The 18,324-nt window shown below is 46.1% G+C and carries 12 protein-coding genes and 2 tRNA genes; 2 read left to right on the top strand and 12 right to left on the bottom strand.

All coding sequences use genetic code 11. The features are described 5' to 3' along the window. Positions 1-187: 187 nt before the first annotated feature. Complete coding sequence (locus FD967_RS05410) at positions 188-2,773, top strand: bifunctional aconitate hydratase 2/2-methylisocitrate dehydratase (protein WP_215324914.1); 2,586 nt, start codon at positions 188-190, stop codon at positions 2,771-2,773. A 73-nt stretch (positions 2,774-2,846) separates the two neighbouring features. On the opposite strand, the gene FD967_RS05405 is transcribed toward FD967_RS05410, so the two are convergent. The 3 genes from FD967_RS05405 to FD967_RS05395 are packed head-to-tail and all read right to left on the bottom strand — an operon-like array spanning position 2,847 to position 8,364. Further along, positions 2,847-3,623 carry a spermidine synthase gene (locus tag FD967_RS05405; protein WP_251368975.1) on the bottom strand — a complete coding sequence of 259 codons (777 nt, stop codon included), beginning with the start codon at positions 3,621-3,623 and terminating at the stop codon, positions 2,847-2,849. A gap of 4 nt (positions 3,624-3,627) precedes the next feature. Beyond that, positions 3,628-7,662 (bottom strand): phosphoribosylformylglycinamidine synthase, encoded by a 4,035-nt coding sequence (gene purL, locus FD967_RS05400; RefSeq protein WP_215324913.1) that lies wholly within the window; start codon positions 7,660-7,662, stop codon positions 3,628-3,630. A 21-nt stretch (positions 7,663-7,683) separates the two neighbouring features. Continuing rightward, on the bottom strand, positions 7,684-8,364 hold the full coding sequence (locus tag FD967_RS05395) for an ABC transporter ATP-binding protein (RefSeq protein ID WP_215324912.1): 681 nt from the start codon (positions 8,362-8,364) through the stop codon (positions 7,684-7,686). Positions 8,365-8,389: 25 nt separating this feature from the next. Here FD967_RS05395 and FD967_RS05390 point away from each other — a divergent pair, with 25 nt between their 5' ends. Beyond that, on the top strand, positions 8,390-9,040 hold the full coding sequence (locus FD967_RS05390) for an arylesterase (RefSeq protein ID WP_215324911.1): 651 nt from the start codon (positions 8,390-8,392) through the stop codon (positions 9,038-9,040). Position 9,041: 1 nt separating this feature from the next. Here the strand turns inward: FD967_RS05390 and FD967_RS05385 are convergent, their stop codons facing one another. From FD967_RS05385 to ispD, 9 genes are all read right to left on the bottom strand, one after another. Further along, positions 9,042-10,508 (bottom strand): peptidylprolyl isomerase, encoded by a 1,467-nt coding sequence (locus tag FD967_RS05385; RefSeq protein WP_215327099.1) that lies wholly within the window; start codon positions 10,506-10,508, stop codon positions 9,042-9,044. A 104-nt stretch (positions 10,509-10,612) separates the two neighbouring features. After that, positions 10,613-10,688: transfer RNA gene (locus FD967_RS05380), tRNA-Val, on the bottom strand. Positions 10,689-10,805: 117 nt separating this feature from the next. Continuing rightward, entirely contained in the window at positions 10,806-13,238 is a 2,433-nt protein-coding gene (gene lon / locus FD967_RS05375) for an endopeptidase La (RefSeq protein ID WP_215327098.1), read from the bottom strand. A gap of 179 nt (positions 13,239-13,417) precedes the next feature. Then, a complete protein-coding gene (clpX, locus tag FD967_RS05370; RefSeq protein ID WP_371819319.1) occupies positions 13,418-14,770 on the bottom strand; it encodes an ATP-dependent Clp protease ATP-binding subunit ClpX in 1,353 nt (450 codons plus the stop codon). 35 nt (positions 14,771-14,805) lie between these two features. Next, a complete protein-coding gene (gene clpP, locus FD967_RS05365; RefSeq protein WP_215306976.1) occupies positions 14,806-15,435 on the bottom strand; it encodes an ATP-dependent Clp endopeptidase proteolytic subunit ClpP in 630 nt (209 codons plus the stop codon). 27 nt (positions 15,436-15,462) lie between these two features. Continuing rightward, positions 15,463-16,800 (bottom strand): trigger factor, encoded by a 1,338-nt coding sequence (gene tig, locus FD967_RS05360; protein ID WP_215327096.1) that lies wholly within the window; start codon positions 16,798-16,800, stop codon positions 15,463-15,465. A gap of 57 nt (positions 16,801-16,857) precedes the next feature. Continuing rightward, positions 16,858-16,944 (bottom strand) — tRNA-Leu (locus FD967_RS05355). Between the two features lie 81 nt (positions 16,945-17,025). Further along, positions 17,026-17,529: a 2-C-methyl-D-erythritol 2,4-cyclodiphosphate synthase gene (ispF, locus tag FD967_RS05350; protein WP_215327095.1), complete on the bottom strand. Its 504-nt coding sequence runs from the start codon at positions 17,527-17,529 to the stop codon at positions 17,026-17,028. 25 nt (positions 17,530-17,554) lie between these two features. Continuing rightward, positions 17,555-18,313 (bottom strand): 2-C-methyl-D-erythritol 4-phosphate cytidylyltransferase, encoded by a 759-nt coding sequence (gene ispD, locus FD967_RS05345; RefSeq protein ID WP_215327093.1) that lies wholly within the window; start codon positions 18,311-18,313, stop codon positions 17,555-17,557. Between the last annotated feature and the right edge of the window lie 11 nt (positions 18,314-18,324).

Below are 18,324 nucleotides of genomic sequence, written 5' to 3'. Positions count from 1 at the left end.
CATGATCACCTAAATTGAGTCCAAAAATAGTCAGGCGGATCGATAATTGCCTAAATTTTAAGCAATTTAAGATATTTTTAAGAATTAAGTCTTATATAAGACATGAATTCGGAATTACAATAGACTGATTAAGGGTCACGCCCTACGTAAACTTACTGTTGATAAATCTTACCCAATAGGAAACACGATGCTAGAAGCCTATAACGCTCAAGTTGCCGAACGCGCAGCCCTTGGAATTCCAGCCCTCCCCCTGACTAAAGATCAAACTGCTGAATTAGTGGGTTTGCTCAAAAATCCTGCAAAGGGTAAAGAGATGGAATTAGTTGAGCTAATTACCAATCGCGTGCCAGCTGGGGTTGATGAAGCAGCTAAGGTGAAGGCAGAGTTTTTAGATGCTATTGCCAAGGGAACAGAGAAATCTCCGTTGATTTCACGCATTAAGGCAACCGAACTCTTGGGGACCATGCTGGGTGGTTACAACATTAAACCTTTGGTTGAATTATTATCGGATGCTGAGTGCGCAGCAACTGCAGCAGCAGCATTGAAAAAGACCTTATTGATGTTTGACTATTTCCATGATGTTCAGGAATTAGCAGAAAAAGGTAACGTGCAGGCTAAAGCAGTCATGCAAAGCTGGGCAGATGCCGAGTGGTTCACAAGCCGCAAGGCTGTTCCAGAAAGCATGAACCTTACTGTATTTAAAGTTACCGGTGAAACCAATACAGACGATCTGTCCCCTGCACCTGATGCATGGAGCCGTCCAGATATTCCATTACATGCAACCATCATGTTGAAGAACCCACGTCCAGGCATTGAGCCTGACGAGGTTGGTGTGCGTGGCCCAATGAAACAAATTGAAGCTCTCCAGAAAAAGGGTAATCAAATTGCCTATGTTGGAGACGTAGTTGGTACAGGATCCTCACGCAAATCCGCAACGAATTCTGTGTTGTGGTGGACCGGTCAAGATATTCCGTTTGTGCCAAACAAGCGCTTTGGCGGTGTTTGCTTAGGTGCGAAGATTGCCCCAATCTTTTTTAATACGATGGAAGATGCTGGTGCATTACCGGTTGAGCTTGATGTTTCCGATATGAATATGGGTGACGAAATTGAGTTACGTCCATACGAAGGCAAGGCATTTAAAAATGGGAAAGAAATCGCCACTTTCTCATTGAAATCACCAGTCATCTTGGATGAAGTTCGTGCGGGTGGACGTATTCCTTTGATCGTCGGTCGTGGTCTTACTGCTAAAGCCCGCGCAGCCCTTGGATTGCCAGCCTCTACAGAATTCCGCATCCCTGTTAGCCCGCCTGATAACAAGAAAGGCTTCACCTTGGCGCAGAAGATGGTTGGTCGCGCTTGTGGGTTGCCAGAAGGTCAAGGTGTTCGCCCAGGTACTTATTGTGAGCCACATATGACTACCGTAGGCTCGCAAGACACCACTGGACCAATGACCCGCGATGAATTAAAAGACCTTGCCTGCCTAGGCTTCTCCGCTGATCTAGTGATGCAATCTTTCTGTCACACCTCCGCTTATCCAAAACCAGTAGACATTCGTACTCACCATGAATTACCAGCGTTTATGACCAACCGTGGTGGCGTTTCATTACGCCCAGGTGATGGTGTTATTCATAGCTGGTTAAATCGTCTGCTCATGCCAGACACTTGTGGAACTGGTGGCGATAGCCATACTCGCTTTCCCATTGGGATCTCTTTCCCTGCTGGCTCTGGCTTAGTTGCTTTTGCTGCCGCTACTGGCGTAATGCCTTTGGATATGCCTGAGTCTGTATTGATACGCTTTAAAGGCAAGATGCAACCCGGCATCACTTTGCGCGACATGGTCAATGCAATTCCTTTGTATGCAATCAAAAAAGGTTTATTAACGGTTGAGAAGCAAGGTAAGAAAAATATTTTCTCTGGCCGTATTTTAGAAATTGAAGGCTTGCCTGACCTAAAGGTTGAGCAAGCATTTGAATTATCAGATGCCTCGGCTGAACGTTCTGCTGGCGGTTGTGCCGTTCAATTAAGCAAAGAGCCAATTATTGAATACATGCGCTCCAACATTACTTTAATGAAGTGGATGATCGCCAATGGCTACGAAGATAAGCGTACTTTAGGTCGTCGTATTAAAGCAATGGAAGCTTGGATTGCTAAGCCTGAATTGCTCAAGGCCGATGCTGATGCAGACTATGCTGAGATTATCGAAATCGATATGAGCGATATTAAAGAGCCTATCTTGGCCTGCCCTAACGACCCGGATGACGTGAAGTTCTTATCTGAAGTATCTGGCGAGAAAATCGATGAAGTATTTATTGGTTCATGCATGACTAACATTGGTCACTTCCGCGCTGCAGGTCAAGTGCTTCAGGGCAAAAAAGATATGCCTACACGTCTTTGGGTTGCACCACCAACCAAGATGGATCAGATGATTCTGACCGAGGAAGGTTATTACGGCATTCTTGGCGCTACTGGTGCTCGCATGGAAACTCCGGGCTGCTCACTCTGCATGGGTAACCAGGCACAGATTCGTAAAGGCTCAACTGCAGTCTCTACCTCGACACGGAATTTCCCGAATCGCTTAGGTATTGATACTCGTGTCTACTTGGCTTCTGCCGAGCTTTCAGCCGTTGCTGCACTCTTAGGTCGCCTGCCAACTCCGAAAGAATATTTCGAGCAAGTTGAATCCTTGAATGCTAAGGCTGGCGAAGTGTATAAGTATATGAACTTTGACAAGATTAAGTCATTTAGCGATGTTGCTGACACAGTTACAATTTGAGTCAAATTAACCCTGAATCTGAGGGCAACAAAAAAGGCGATCAACTGATCGCCTTTTTCTTATTTAATTCTCGTCAAATGGATAGTTTATTTTCTTGATGTGCATTTTCACGATTTAATCCAGACACCCAAGTATTGGTCGGTAAACCCGTTTTTTCCATAATGAGTTTTGCGCGCTTAGAAACCTCTTTCCACTCAACATCAAGCTTTGGACCTTTAAAAGCAATTGCTACAACATTGCAATCATGCGATTCCGGAAATAGCAGAACTCGGTTATCAAACGCTTCGCAGATGTTATTGAGATTAATATCAAAACTCTTATGGCGAGAGAACAAGTTCACCGTTAATATGCCAGGCGACCTTAGGATATCGAAACAGCCCTGATAAAAATCTAAGGAGCTCACAGATGGGCCGTCACAAATCGCATCGTAGAGGTCAACTTGGACTGCATCAAAGTGATTGCGATATTTGGAGTTCATCACAAAGGCTTTTGCATCAGTTTGAAGCGTCTCTAAACGCCGATCATCGGCCGGCGTGAAAAACATACTTCTAGCAGAAACAATCACAGCGGGATTGAGCTCAACTACAGTGGCTTTTACTGCAGGACAATAACGGTGCGCAAACTTGGTGAGAGCGCCAGTGCCAAGGCCAAGTTGAGCAACACGCATACCCGGTTTAGTCTCTAGAAATAGTAGCCAAGCCATCATCTGCTGGTTGTATTCCAGATAAATCTCATCCGGATCGCGAATACGCATAGCACCTTGAATTAACTCACTACCAAAATGCAAGTAACGGATGCCACCACTCTCGGAAAACGTTACTGGCTCCATAGCCATGGACATATCTGACATTGATTTATTTAGCCCAAACTCTCGCATTGCGGAACAAGCGCATCCAAGGGCTTGCTCCATCGGGCGCATTCAACCATTCATTCGGCGCCCAACTCATCTGCACAGTCCTAAACACCCGTTCAGGATGCGGCATCATTACGGTAAATCGACCATCCGGAGTAGTAACTCCTGTCAGGCCACCGGGTGAACCATTCGGGTTCATTGGGTAGGTTTCAGTTGGGCTACCTTGGTGATCTACAAATCGTAGCGCCGCCAATCCTTGTTTTTGCAAAGCCTCTAAGCTACCCTGCTGGCTAAAGTTGGCAAAGCCTTCACCATGCGCAATAGCAATCGGCAACTGACTACCTGTCATGCCTTGCGTAAAGATCGAAGGTGAGGAAATCACCTCAGCCATGACCAAGCGCGCTTCATATTGTTCAGACTGATTACGCGTAAATTTAGGCCAAGATTCTGCACCTGGAATAATTCCAGCTAGATTGCTCATCATTTGACAACCATTACAAACACCTAGCGCAAAGCTATTTTGACGACTAAAGAATGTAGAGAACTGATCGCGCAATTGACTATTAAATAGAATCGTCTTCGCCCAGCCTTCACCTGCACCCAATACATCTCCGTAACTGAATCCGCCACAGGCAATCATGCCTCGGAAATCATCTAACTTGGATTTGCTAGATAGCAAATCTGACATGTGTACGTCATAGCTATCAAAACCTGCCCAGTTCATGGCGTAAGCCATTTCTACATGGGAGTTGACGCCCTGCTCGCGCAAGATAGCAACTTTAGGTCGAGCATTCTGATTAATGAATGGCGCCGCAACATCATCCGTAATATCAAAGGTCAACTTGGGAGACATTCCTGCATCAGCAACATGTTCAAGTAGAGAAAACTCGCTATCAGCACACTCTGGGTTATCGCGTAAGCGTGCAATCTGATAGCTGGTGTTAGCCCACATCTTGTGAAGCACTTCACGGGGCTCTGCAAAAATATTCTTAGCATCACGCCAAATTTCAATTCGACCGTTATTATTCGGCTGTGCAATTACATGACTGTATGCACTGAGATTCAACTTACGCAGAACGGCAAATACTGCATCACGATCTGCTTTACGAATCTGAATCACTGCGCCAAGCTCTTCGTTAAATAATGCGCGCATGGTCTGCTCATGACGAAGCCCAGAAACTTGCTCTGCCCAGTTCTTAGCATCACCCCAATCAGCCTCTTGCCCAACATCTACCGCAATCATGTCAACATTCATGGAGATGCCGGTATGGGATGCGAAAGCCATCTCTGCGATACAGGCAAATAAACCACCATCAGAGCGATCGTGATACGCCAGTAATTGCTTACCTTGACGCAATTCGATGATCGCGGCAGCTAGAGCTTTGAGATCTGCTGGGTCATCTACATTAGGAGCTGATTTACCAGATTGGTTGAGCACTTGAGCCAGAATACTTCCCGCCATACGATTTTTACCGCGGCCCAAATCAATCAAAATTAATTCAGTTTCCAGGGCTACGCCAGACTCATCTTGAAGTTTTAGCAATGGCGTTGTTGTTTTGCGAACGTCCTGAACTGCTGCAAAAGCAGAGATGATTAGTGAAACTGGAGAAACTACTTTTTTAGCTTGATCACCCTCTTGCCATGCTGTTGCCATGGATAAGGAGTCTTTGCCGACTGGAATAGAAATTCCCAAAGCTGGACATAAATCCATACCAATCGCTTTAACGGAGTCATATAGCTTTGCATCTTCACCTGGTGAGCCGCAAGCGGCCATCCAGTTAGCAGAGAGCTTAACATCCTCTAAGCGACGAATATCTGCAGCCAATAAATTGGTAATGGCTTCACCTACAGCCATTTTGGCGGCAGCTGGAGCATCGATCACGGCTAATGGTGTGCGCTCACCCATCGACATTGCTTCACCGCGATAGCCTTTGTAATCCATCAAGGTAACGGCGCAGTCGGCAACGGGAACTTGCCATGGACCTACAAATGGGTCGCGCGCATTGAGACCGCCGACGGTACGGTCACCGATAGTGATTAAGAATGACTTGCTGGCAACAGTAGGCTGTTGCAGAACCCAAGCAATGCATCCTGCTAGATCAGCATCAGTAACGTCTAATTCTTCAAATTCTTGAGCAACACGCTCCACATCACGATGCATACGTGGAGGCTTCCCAAGTAATACCTCCATTGGCATATCAATTGGCATGGCAGCATCACTACCAGCAACTTCCTTGTTATCGCTTAACTGAAGTTGACGCTCTGTTGTGGCTTCACCGACTACGGCGAATGGGCAACGCTCCCGCTCACATAGCGACTTGAAGATCTCTAAGTCTTTAGCTTCAATAGCCAAAACATAGCGCTCTTGAGATTCATTGCACCATATTTCTGCAGGGCTCATACCGCTTTCTTCTAGCGGTACTTTACGCAATTGAAATTGCGCACCCAAACCAGCGCCATCAGCAAGCTCTGGGAATGCATTGGATACACCACCAGCACCAACATCATGAATCGAAACAATCGGGTTGTTTGTTCCCATGGCAATGCAAGAGTTAATCACCTCTTGCGCTCGACGTTCCATTTCTGGGTTACCGCGTTGGACTGAATCAAAATCTAAATCCGCAGTGTTAGTGCCGGTTGCAACAGAACTACCTGTTGCGCCACCCATACCAATACGCATACCAGGACCGCCTAATTGAATAAACAAGTGACCTGCTTTAATTTGTTTCTTGGCCGTGTGTATGGAGTCAATGCTGCCAATACCACCCGCAATCATGATGGGCTTGTGATAACCACGACGAACACCCTCTAAGGTTTGTTCGAATACGCGGAAATAACCACCCAAAATAGGGCGACCGAATTCATTGTTAAATGCGGCACCACCCAATGGGCCATCAATCATGATTTGAAGTGGTGTAGCGATGCGCTCAGGCTTGCCGTATTTCTCAGTTTCCCATGGTAAATCAGTGCCCGGGATATTAAGGTTGGATACAGTGAACCCAGTGAGGCCCGCCTTAGGGCGTCCGCCGACACCTGTTGCACCCTCGTCTCGAATCTCACCACCAGCACCAGTAGATGCACCTTGGAATGGTGCAATTGCTGTAGGATGATTATGCGTCTCCACCTTCATTAAGGTGTGCACTAGTCGAATGTCTTTTTCGTAACGACGATCTTGACCTTTAGCTAACCAAGTTTCCGATTCAGCCCCCACCATCACCGCTGAGTTATCAGAGTAGGCAACGATAGTACCTTCAGGCTGAAGTTGATGTGTGTTACGAATCATCGCAAATAAGGATTTTTCCTGATCATCACCATCAATTGTCCAGCTGGAATTAAATATCTTGTGGCGGCAATGTTCACTATTCGCCTGAGCAAACATAATTAATTCAACATCACCCGGATTACGCTTTAAGCGTATAAAGTTCTCAACCAAATAAAGCACCTCATCTTCGGAGAGTGCAAGACCTAGTTCTTGATTAGCCTTATCTAATGCCGCTCTACCCTCAGTAAGTACGGGGATGCGTACAAAAGGTTTGTCGGGAAGAGATTGATACAAAGCACCTGCTTCATTAACATCGCCAATAACAGCTTCAGTCATCCGATCATGAAGAGCGGCCAATATCAGTTGCTCTTGTTCTGCATTGAGTGATTTTTTACTTTGCCATGCGTATCGAACACCGCGTTCAATGCGTAAAATTTGAAGACCACACTGTCGAGCAATATCCGTGGCTTTACTGGCCCATGGAGAAACTGTGCCGAAACGAGGAATCGAAATCGCAGATTGTTTATCAGAGGTCTTGCTAAATATGAAGCCACCATCCTTCATTTGGGATGCAAAGGGCTGGCCGTAAGTCAGTAGACTTTCGAGAACCTCTCTATCTTTGGCATTAAGTTCAAACTCAGACCAAATGAAATGAAGGTATTGAGCTTCAATAGACTCAAGTTGAATTCCTTGGGCTGCGAGCGAAGCTAAAAGTCGCTGTTGGCGGAAGGCAGAAAGGGCATTTGCCCCGGGCAAGCAACAGAATGATGACATGCCAAGATTATAAGGTTTTGATTAAGCCAATCTTCCGCCAAGCAGGCTCAATTGGCGTCCACACCGAGCAGCCAAGGCTGGATCATGGGTCACCAAAACTAGTGTCGAGGAATTCTCCTGATTTAGCTCAAAAAGGAGCTCAATCACCCTATTTCCGCTGGCCTCATCTAGACTTCCAGTGGGCTCATCAGCAAACAGGATGGCTGGCTGATTAATAAAGGCCCGTGCTAGTGCCACACGCTGCTGCTCGCCCCCAGAAAGGGTTTTGGGAAAATGATTGATTCTAGGAGTTAAGCCCACCTTTTCTAGCCACTCCAGGGCGGACAGCCGAGCTTCAGCCTGAGCTTTCCCAGCAATCTCAAGAGGAAGCATCACATTCTCCAGGGCAGTGAGGTGAGGCAAGAGCTGAAATGATTGAAAGACAAAGCCAACTAACTGACCTCGTAAACGTGCCCTACCATCCTCATCGAGTAAGTTGAGGTTTTGCCCCATGAGGTCAATTTGCCCTGTACTGGGCAGATCTAGTCCAGCGAGAAGGCTAAGCAAAGTACTTTTTCCAGAGCCTGACGCTCCTACAATGGCCACGCTTTCGCCTTGCTCGATCTGAAAGCTCAGGTCGTGCAAAATACTCAGGTTGCCATCAGCCGTATTTACCAGCTTGCTTACCCGATCGGCAACAATGGAATTAGACTGTGTGTTCATGTGAAAAATTTTCAAGAATGGAAAAATGCAGACTCAGCTTTTAATCGCCAATAAATTTATTACGGGTCTATTTTGCCTCTTAATGAGTATTTGTTCTTGGGCTCAAGTAAAGCCGGTAATTCTGGTATTGGGCGATAGTCTTTCAGCGGAATATGGTCTTCCACGTGGCGCTGGCTGGGTTACGCTCCTTGAGGCGGAGCTTGGAAAAGATAAAAGTCCTTGGGGCGTGTTTAATGCCAGCATTAGCGGTGAGACTAGTTCTGGGGGATTAACCCGTCTGCCTGCCCTATTAAGTCAGAAAAAGCCGGGAATTGTCCTGATCGAGTTAGGCGCTAACGATGCTTTGCGAGGCTTACCTGTAAATCAAACTGAGACCAATCTACGGCAGATGGTTCAGATGAGCAAAAAATCAGGCGCCAAAGTTTTACTCTGCGGCATTCAGATCCCCTCAAACTATGGTCAAACTTATACCAAGCAATTTAAACAACTCTATCCTCAGATAGCAAATCAAGAGCGAGTTGAGTTGCTCCCGTTCTTCTTGGAGGGCGTTGCCACTAAACCAGAGTTATTTCAAGCGGATCGACTGCATCCCAACGTAGAGGCGCAAAGCATTATCTTTAAAAACGTATGGGGCTCAATGGCCCCATACAGTAACTTGCTGAAAAAGCTACCTTAGCTTAGCTTCCCGCACTTCCAGTGCCTGCTTGCTTTAGTGGGTTAATCACCTTAACGCCTGCGCTGTTGCGCCAGTAGCCCATAAAGCCTGCGAACTCTGACTGTGCAGCTAATGCTTGAATCTGTTGTGCTTGGGCTTTATGAGCCTTGGCATCTACCACTGACGGTTGACGAACCTGATCAATGCGATAAATCGTACTACCAACACCTGGATTGATCACTGAAACTACGGCTGGTAATGTACTTGCATTCACGGACATGACTTCATCCATAGACGAACCCACTAAGCTGCCTGGCTTGTTACGTGAAATCCAGACACCAGTACTGAAGCCAGCAACATTTTTTGGATCCTTTTCAAGGGCGACTAATTTCTCGCTAGCAGCAGCAACAGCCAGTTTCTCCGCAGCACGTTGACTCACTTGACGCTTTACTTCTGCCGCAACCTCTTTGTAAGGCAGAACTTGCGCTGGGTGTAAGGTCACTACTCGAGCAGATACAAACACGCCAGGTGCTATTTGCACAGCCTCGGTGTTGCGCTTATTTTTAAGAGCCTCATCGCCATATAGAGACTGAACTACTTTGGCATTTGCTAAAGGATGATCTCTGGGCACGCCAACTGCACCACCACGAGTGACACCCTTCTGAGTTTGAATGCTGAGCCTTAACTTGTCTGCGGCTGGCTTCAAGCTATCCGACTGGTCGTAAGTAATATTGGCAAACTGATCTGCTTTTTCATTAAAAGCCTTAGAATCCTCTTTCGGATCAGCCTTCAACACAATGTATTCAACATCAATATATTCAGGCTGCTCAAACATCTTAGCGTTGGCCTCATAAAAAGCCTGCAACTCTTGTGCACTTGGATTTACTTTGGCTAAATAATCTTTAGCATTGAACTGCAAAGTCTGAACCTGTCTTTCAGTTTCATATAAAGATGAAACAATCCCTGATAATTTTGGGCTAGCCAACTCTGTTCGGGCAACTGAATTTACTAGTTGTTGAATTTTTAAATCAAAACTTTGGCCATCATAAAACTGTTCTTCATTCATGCCGTTGCTAGAGAGCAACTGCTTAAAGCGCACATCATCAAATGTGCCGTCTTGCTTATATAAAGCACGAATCTGCGGAATCTTTTGCAGGCTATTAACTAGCTCTTGCTTACCTACTTGCAAGCGGAGGTCGCTGACTGCAAAACCAAGGATGCGCTGTTGCAATAACTCGTTTAGGATCGCCTGACGAAACGGCAGGCTTTGAGCAATTTGCATATTTCCACCGACGCGCTCAGCCTGGCGCTTAGCAGCCGTATCCACCTCTTGTGCGGTAATAGGCTTGCCGTTGACCTTCACAATGTCAGTTTCTTTATCCATAAATTCGGAGTAGCTTGAGATCCCGAAAAAGGCAAAGGATGGAACAATAAATAACATCAATACAAACTGCAGAACTCTTTGGTGTTTACGTACTGAATCAAACATGAATTAATCGCTCGAGAATGAAAATAATACGAGTGTACTAGGCGGAAGGTCTAGAAAGAACTAGAAAGCCTATTGGAGGGAAAACAAATGCAAATGGGGGAAACTGGTGGGCGCTGACGGGATCGAACCGCCGACATTCTGCGTGTAAGGCAGACGCTCTACCATCTGAGCTAAGCGCCCCAAATTAATACAGACGAGATTGTAACCTAGTGTGGGGAGAAAAGAGGGATTCTTAAACAAATTAAGCTGTAATAAACCGCTCAATCTGACTCAAAATCCCTCAAACATCCAATTGCATCAATGCTTCAAGACCTCTCCGGAAGAAATCTTTTCGTTGGCCTTGCTAGCTTCAGCAGCTTTTTTGGCAAGCTCTTCTGGCGTTGGATCAGACAAAGCAACTGGTTTTCTCTCTAAAGCCAGCTCCAAAACTTTATCAATCCATCGCACCGGCACGATTTCAATTGCATTCTTGACGTTATCAGGAATATCAATTAAGTCTTTGATGTTCTCCTCTGGAATCAATGCCAACTTGATGCCACCGCGATGCGCTGCCAAGAGCTTCTCTTTTAAACCACCAATCGGAAGCACCTCACCACGCAAGGTAATCTCACCTGTCATTGCCACATCTGAGCGGATTGGAATACCTGTAAACACAGATACCAAGGCAGTTGTGATTGCGATACCAGCTGATGGGCCATCTTTCGGGGTCGCACCATCGGGGAAGTGAATATGAATATCCTTCTTCTCAAATGCTTCGTCAGTAATACCAAGCGCTCTTGCTCGTGAGCGCACCACCGTTTTTGCCGCCTCTACAGACTCCTTCATAACATCGCCAATGGAGCCTGTTCGGGTAATGACACCCTTACCAGGCATCACTGCTGCTTCGATGGTGAGTAGATCGCCACCAACTTCAGTCCAAGCCAGACCAGTTACTTGGCCAACTTGATTCTCTTTTGCAGCAAGACCAAAGTCATACATCTTTACAGATAAGAACTTCTCTAAATTGTCGGCATTTACAGTGACTGGAGCGGCTTCTTTTTTCAGGAGAAGCAACTTCACCACTTTGCGACAAATTTTGCTAACTTCTCTCTCTAAGGAGCGTACACCAGCTTCGCGCGTGTAATAACGAATCATGCTACGCACAGCAGATTCCTCGATCTTCAGCTCACCTTTTTTGAGACCATTATTTTTAATCTGTTTGGGAATCAAGTAATTGGTAGCAATACTAGTCTTCTCATCTTCCGTATAACCAGCAAGACGGATAATTTCTAAACGATCTAATAGTGGGCCGGGAATATTTAATGAGTTCGATGTAGCAACAAACATCACATCAGAGAGATCAAAATCAACTTCAACATAGTGATCTTGGAACGTGTGATTTTGCTCTGGATCTAACACCTCTAGCAAGGCACTTGCGGGATCTCCGCGGAAATCCATGCCCATCTTGTCGACTTCGTCCAAGAGGAATAAAGGGTTACGCACACCAACTTTGGTCAAGCTAGATAGAATCTTGCCTGGCATAGAGCCAATATAGGTACGGCGATGCCCCCGAATTTCAGATTCGTCACGTACGCCACCCAATGCCATACGCACAAACTTACGGTTTGTTGCACGGGCAATCGATTGACCTAGGGAAGTTTTACCAACTCCAGGGGGACCCACTAAGCAGAGGATTGGGGCCTTGACGCGATCAACTCGTTGCTGAACCGCAAGGTATTCCAAAATACGCTCTTTAACTTTATCAAGACCGTAATGATCTTCATCTAATACTTTTTCAGCATTCGTCAAATCATTATTGATCTTGGTTTTCTTCTTCCACGGTAGCGTCACCAAGGTATCAATGAAGTTGCGAATCACTGTTGCTTCAGCAGACATTGGTGACATCAGCTTCAACTTCTTCAGTTCAGACTCAGCCTTCTTTAACGCTTCCTTCGGCATGCGAGCAGCTTTAATACGCTTCTCAAGTTCCTCGAGATCAGCACCCTCTTCGCCCTCGCCTAATTCTTTTTGAATGGCTTTGACTTGTTCATTTAAGTAGTACTCGCGCTGACTCTTTTCCATCTGACGCTTCACACGTCCACGAATACGTTTCTCGACTTGCAAGATATCGATCTCACTCTCAAGATCAGCCAGAAGACTTTCAAGTCGCTGCACTACATCAGACATCTCCAGCAAACGTTGCTTTTGCTCAAGTTTGACTGGCAGATGTGCGCAAATGGTATCCGCCAGACGGCTTGGATCATCAATGCCGCCTAGTGATGAGAGAATTTCTTGAGGCACTTTTTTATTCAGCTTCACATACTGATCAAATTGGGCCATGATGGCGCGACGCAATGCCTCTGTCTCGTGAGCGTCTAATGAGGACATTGCTGTTGGAGTAGCTTCGCAAGAGAAGTAGCCTTGGCTATCTTCCGCTTGACTGACGTCAGCGCGCTGAACACCTTCCACCAATACTTTGACAGTACCATCAGGTAATTTCAGCATCTGCAGAATATTGGCAATGCAGCCAACCTCGTAGAGGTCGTCCACGCTAGGCTCATCTTTCGCAGCAGTCTTTTGGGCTACTAAAAGCACATTCTTGCCAGTTTCCATTGCAGCCTCAAGTGCTTTAATGGATTTAGGGCGCCCCACAAACAGTGGAATCACCATATGAGGAAATACCACCACATCCCTTAATGGGAGCAGTGGCAGTTGTATTGGTTCAGAGGGCAGTAATAAGTGGCCGGGCATGGGGCAATTCCTCCAAAGGTAGTCATTCCGTAAAAATCTCTAAAAATGCCGCACCACTAGATACAGACATTATTAGAGAACAGGATACTACCTATGTGTGTGCCGCCTAGCGAAAAACAAGGGGGAAATATGCAAAAAGTGAGCAAAAAACTACTGAAAACAGCAAAAAGTAGCAAAAATTAGGCTTTTTTACTCAATTCTGTAGATTCCTCGCCTTGCTTGTAGACCAAAATGGGCTTACCACCCTCGGCAATGGCGCTTTCATCAATGACAACCTTTTGAACATTCTTCAAAGATGGCAGGTCATACATGACATCCATGAGGGATCCCTCAAGAATAGATCGTAGGCCACGCGCACCAGTTTTGCGGGCAATGGCTTTTTTGGCAATGGCTGACAAAGCTGCTGGGCGAACTTCAAGATCAGAGCCTTCCATCGTTAATAGTGCCTGGTATTGTTTAACCAAGGCATTCTTAGGCTCAGTCAAAATTTGGATCAAGGCCGCTTCATCTAATTGCGCCAAAGTGGCCACAACCGGCAATCGACCAATCAACTCAGGAATGAGGCCGAACTTAATGAGATCTTCGGGCTCCACCTCGATTAAGAGGTCGCTGATACCGCGATCATCTTTGCCTGGAACCGTTGCATTAAATCCGATACCGGTCTTCGCAGTACGCTGCTGAATGACCTTCTCAAGGCCATCAAATGCACCGCCACAGATAAACAAGATATTGGTAGTATCAACTTGTAAGAAATCTTGGTTTGGATGCTTTCGTCCACCTTGAGGTGGCACAGAAGCCATGGTGCCCTCAACTAGCTTTAAGAGCGCTTGTTGAACGCCCTCACCCGATACGTCACGAGTGATAGAAGGATTATCTGATTTACGGGAGATCTTATCAATCTCATCGATATAAACAATGCCACGCTGCGCTTTTTCTACGTTGTAGTCGCAAGCCTGTAACAACTTTTGAATAATATTTTCTACATCTTCACCAACATAACCTGCTTCTGTCAAGGTGGTTGCATCTGCCATCACAAACGGCACATCCAACATGCGCGCTAAGGTCTGGGCTAATAGTGTTTTGCCAGAGCCCGTTGGGCCAATCAGCAAGATATTGCTCTTAGCTAATTCGACACCGTCAACCATAGCTTTAGCAGGAAGCTTGGACTCTTTTTTATCAGAAGTCTCTACAGTCTTACCGTCTTTATCGAGCTTCTCTTTTTTGGGCTTTGGCAAATACTGTAAGCGTTTGTAGTGGTTATAAACCGCTACTGCTAAAGTCTTTTTAGCATGATCTTGACCAATCACATACTGATCCAAATTCTCACGAATCTGATGGGGTGTTGGCAAAGAATCATCGCCCTCAATCTTAGGCAACTTTGATAATTCTTCTTGAATAATGTCTGTGCAGAGATCAATACATTCATCGCAAATAAATACCGATGGGCCGGCAATCAGCTTTTTTACTTCGTGCTGACTCTTGCCGCAAAAAGAGCAATACAGAACTTTGTCTGCGCTAGTAGTGGTATTGATATCGCTCAAAATAACTATCTAAAAGGAAATTCGAATTAAGGGCGCTTATCGATAACTTTATCGATCAAGCCATACTCTTGAGCCTGGTCTGCAGACATAAAGTTATCACGATCAGTATCTTTAGCAATTGTTTCAATCGTTTGACCTGTGCGATCAGACAAAATCTTGTTTAAGCGCTCACGCAGATAAAGAATTTCACGGGCCTGAATTTCAATGTCTGAAGCTTGACCGCGTGCACCGCCTAATGGCTGATGAATCATCACGCGTGAATTCGGCAAGGCGTAGCGCTTGCCTTTCTCTCCGGCACATAATAAGAACGCACCCATGCTGGCAGCCATCCCCATACACAAAGTACTCACGTGTGGTTTGATGAATTGCATCGTGTCGTAAATTGCCAGGCCAGCTGATACAGAACCACCAGGAGAGTTGATGTATAGAGAGATTTCTTTATCTGGGTTCTCGCTCTCAAGGAATAGTAGCTGTGCAATTACTAGGTTGGCGGTTTGATCATTTACTTCACCAACCAAGAAAACAACGCGTTCTCTGAGTAAGCGGGAGTAAATGTCATAGGCTCTCTCACCTCGACCAGAGGTTTCAATCACCATTGGAACTAAACCCAAACCTTTGGGCTCTAAATTCTCAGACTGGAAATGATTCTGGTTCATGTGATCAGACCTTTATAAATTAATGACTTAGTTGAGCTTGCTGAGTTCTTCGAAGGTAACTGCTTTGTCAATCACTTTAGCCTGCGAAGTGAAATACTTCATCACATTATCTTCAAGAACCAAGTTCTCAACATCTTTAAGGCGGTTAGGATTGCTGTAGAACCAGCGGACCACTTCTTTTGGATCCTCGTAGGTAGCAGCCTGCTCATCAATCTCCGCTTTAATTTGATCTGCAGTGGCAGCCAAATTTTGCTGCTTAACTAAATCGCTCAAAATGAGACCAAGGCGAACGCGCTTCGTAGCTTGCTCAGCAAACATCTCAACCGGAATTGGCGCATCTTTCGCATTTGGAATGCCGCGCTGTATCAAGTCCTGACGTGCAGACTCCACTAAACGCTCTTGCTCTTGGGCAACCAAAGATTTAGGTACATCAAATTCGCAAATACTGTTGAGTTTCTCCATTACTTCGCCTTTTAACAAGGAGGTAATGCGACGCTTAGTTTCACGATCTAAATTTTCTTTGACTTCTTCACGCATCTTCGCAACGCCACCCTCGGTAACGCCTAAAGACAATGCAAAAGCATCATCAACTGCTGGCAGGTGCGCCCAATTGACTGACTTCACAGTGATGGTGAAATCAGCAGTTTTACCCGCAACATCTTTGCCGTGGTAATCCGCTGGGAAGCTTAGTGGGAAAGTCTTGCTATCACCTGCTTTGAGGCCCAAAGTAGCAGCTTCAAATTCTGGGAGCATGCGGCCTTCGCCGAGTACATATTCAAAGTTTTCCGCTTTACCGCCAGCAAATTCAACACCATCGATCTTGCCAACAAAGTCAATAACCACTTGATCGCCAGCCTGCGCAGCTGTATTTGTACCGCCATCACCATGAGCACCAGCATCGCCGCGCGGATGGTAATGTACTTGCTGCTTGCGCAATACATCCAGTGCACGATCAATTTCTGCATCGGAAATATCCGTTGTGTACTGAGTTACTTCTGCTTTAGAGATGTCGCCAATCTTCACTTCTGGCAAGACTTCAAAGTAAGCATCAAACACAATTTTATCTGCGTTTAATTCTGATTTTGGATCAAGGCGTGGTTGGCCAGCCAGTAGGATTTTTTCTTTTTGAGCTAATTCATAGAATAGTTCAGAGGCTTTGTCGAACTGGAGTTCAAAATCGACTTGCATGCCATATTGCTTTTCAACCATGGTCTTAGGCACCTTGCCTGGACGGAAGCCTGGGGCTTTCATGGTTTTACCCAATTTAGCCAAACGGTCTTCTCTAGCCTTTGCCAAATCGGCACGAGCGAACTCTAAGGTCACTTTGCGGTCTAACTGACCTAAATTTTCTATCTGCACAGCCATTCTCGTCTTTTAATTGAAAATCGGATTATGTGAAGCCCAAGCCAAGTAGCTATCTTGTGGTGCGAGGAGGGGGACTCGAACCCCCACACCATTGCTGGCGTCAGGACCTAAACCTGGTGCGTCTACCAATTTCGCCATCCTCGCGCGAATTCCGCAAACACTACCGAGCCAAAGCTTCACTCTAAAGACCATAATTCTACAATGCTTAGCGGTTGTGGAGGATATTTAGACCTTGTAGAGCAAAGCCACGGCATGGACTGCTATGCCCTCGCCCCTGCCAAGGTGCCCAAGAGATTCGTTGGTTTTAGCTTTGAGGTTGACATGGCTGGGCGTCACCAGCAAATCTGCTGCGATATTGCGGACCATTTCTGGTAAGAAAGTGGCTAATTTGGGTTTTTGGCAAACAATCGTTGCATCCACGTTGCCTACATGAAATCCAGTTGCTTGGATCTTTTGCAAAGCTGCTCTGAGCAAAATGCGGCTATCCATATCCTTGAACTGCGGATCTGTATCCGGAAAGAGCTGGCCAATATCATTTAAGCCTGCGGCACCCAGTAAAGCATCCGTTAAAGCATGCAACAAGGCATCCGCATCCGAATGTCCCAGCAAGCCCTTTTCATTAGGAACATGAACCCCACCTAGAATAAGCTTGCGACCCTCGACTAGGGCATGAACGTCATATCCCTGACCGATTCGAAATTGAGGAATGAGGGGCGTAATTGATGTCATGGGATTGTGAATGCTCTCTGAACGCTTAGTTTATAGAGGTTCGTAAGATCGTTTGCATCAAATCCCAATCTGCTGGGTGGGTTACTTTGAAGTTACGAGTTGCACCCTCAATTAATAGGGGGTTTTTGCCAGCAAGCTCCATGGCGCTGGCCTCATCTGTTATATCCGCCTCCAAGCGTATGCCACCTTCAATAGCGTCGTGAAGATCCTTTAAGCCAAACATCTGAGGTGTTTGGGCTTGCCATAGATGATCTCGGGATATCGTCTTCACAGCTCGGTTGGGATTGCCAGCAATCGCGGAGTTAGCATCAGCCATCTTGAGGGTGTCAGCTAGCGGCATTGCTAATAAGCCACCCTCGCCCGTTTGACTTACAGCAAGAATCAGTTTTTGAATGAGTTGAGGCGTGATTCCTGGTCTAGCAGCATCGTGCACCAGAACCCAATCGCTCTCAGGAATACCTGCCTTAAGCATCTCCGCCAAAGTATTGCGGACGGTTTCTTGACGGGTTGGTCCACCGCTCGGAGTGAACCGTACTGAGGGGGATTTGCTGGAAAGCATACCTAGGATGGGGTTATCAAGAAAAATAGGGCTTACACCCACCCAAATGGAGGCTATCTCCGGAGTCTTGATAAAGGCGTCCAGGGCAAAGGCTAGCATCGGCTTTCCTGCCAGCTCCTGAAACTGCTTTGGCAAGGCTCCACCAAGCCGAGATCCAGTGCCTGCCGTAGGTAACAGGGCATGACATTGAGGTAGAGACTGTGAAGATTGATTTCCAGAGGGCATACCTGATTCTA

This window comes from Polynucleobacter sp. JS-Mosq-20-D10 (genome assembly GCF_018687755.1).
Taxonomy (GTDB): domain Bacteria; phylum Pseudomonadota; class Gammaproteobacteria; order Burkholderiales; family Burkholderiaceae; genus Polynucleobacter.
Note: the sequence above shows the minus strand (reverse complement) of the source record. Positions and strands in the feature narration are given on the sequence as shown.

Excerpts from the sequence above, each read along its gene's own strand:
- FD967_RS05410 (WP_215324914.1), top strand. The coding sequence starts at position 188 with ATGCTAGAAGCCTATAACGCTCAAGTTGCCGAACGCGCAGCCCTTGGA.
- FD967_RS05405 (WP_251368975.1), bottom strand. The coding sequence starts at position 3,623 with ATGTCAGATATGTCCATGGCTATGGAGCCAGTAACGTTTTCCGAGAGT.
- purL (WP_215324913.1), bottom strand. The coding sequence starts at position 7,662 with ATGTCATCATTCTGTTGCTTGCCCGGGGCAAATGCCCTTTCTGCCTTC.
- FD967_RS05395 (WP_215324912.1), bottom strand. The coding sequence starts at position 8,364 with ATGAACACACAGTCTAATTCCATTGTTGCCGATCGGGTAAGCAAGCTG.
- FD967_RS05390 (WP_215324911.1), top strand. The coding sequence starts at position 8,390 with ATGCAGACTCAGCTTTTAATCGCCAATAAATTTATTACGGGTCTATTT.
- FD967_RS05385 (WP_215327099.1), bottom strand. The coding sequence starts at position 10,508 with ATGTTTGATTCAGTACGTAAACACCAAAGAGTTCTGCAGTTTGTATTG.
- lon (WP_215327098.1), bottom strand. The coding sequence starts at position 13,238 with ATGCCCGGCCACTTATTACTGCCCTCTGAACCAATACAACTGCCACTG.
- clpP (WP_215306976.1), bottom strand. The coding sequence starts at position 15,435 with ATGAACCAGAATCATTTCCAGTCTGAGAATTTAGAGCCCAAAGGTTTG.
- tig (WP_215327096.1), bottom strand. The coding sequence starts at position 16,800 with ATGGCTGTGCAGATAGAAAATTTAGGTCAGTTAGACCGCAAAGTGACC.
- ispF (WP_215327095.1), bottom strand. The coding sequence starts at position 17,529 with ATGACATCAATTACGCCCCTCATTCCTCAATTTCGAATCGGTCAGGGA.
- ispD (WP_215327093.1), bottom strand. The coding sequence starts at position 18,313 with ATGCCCTCTGGAAATCAATCTTCACAGTCTCTACCTCAATGTCATGCC.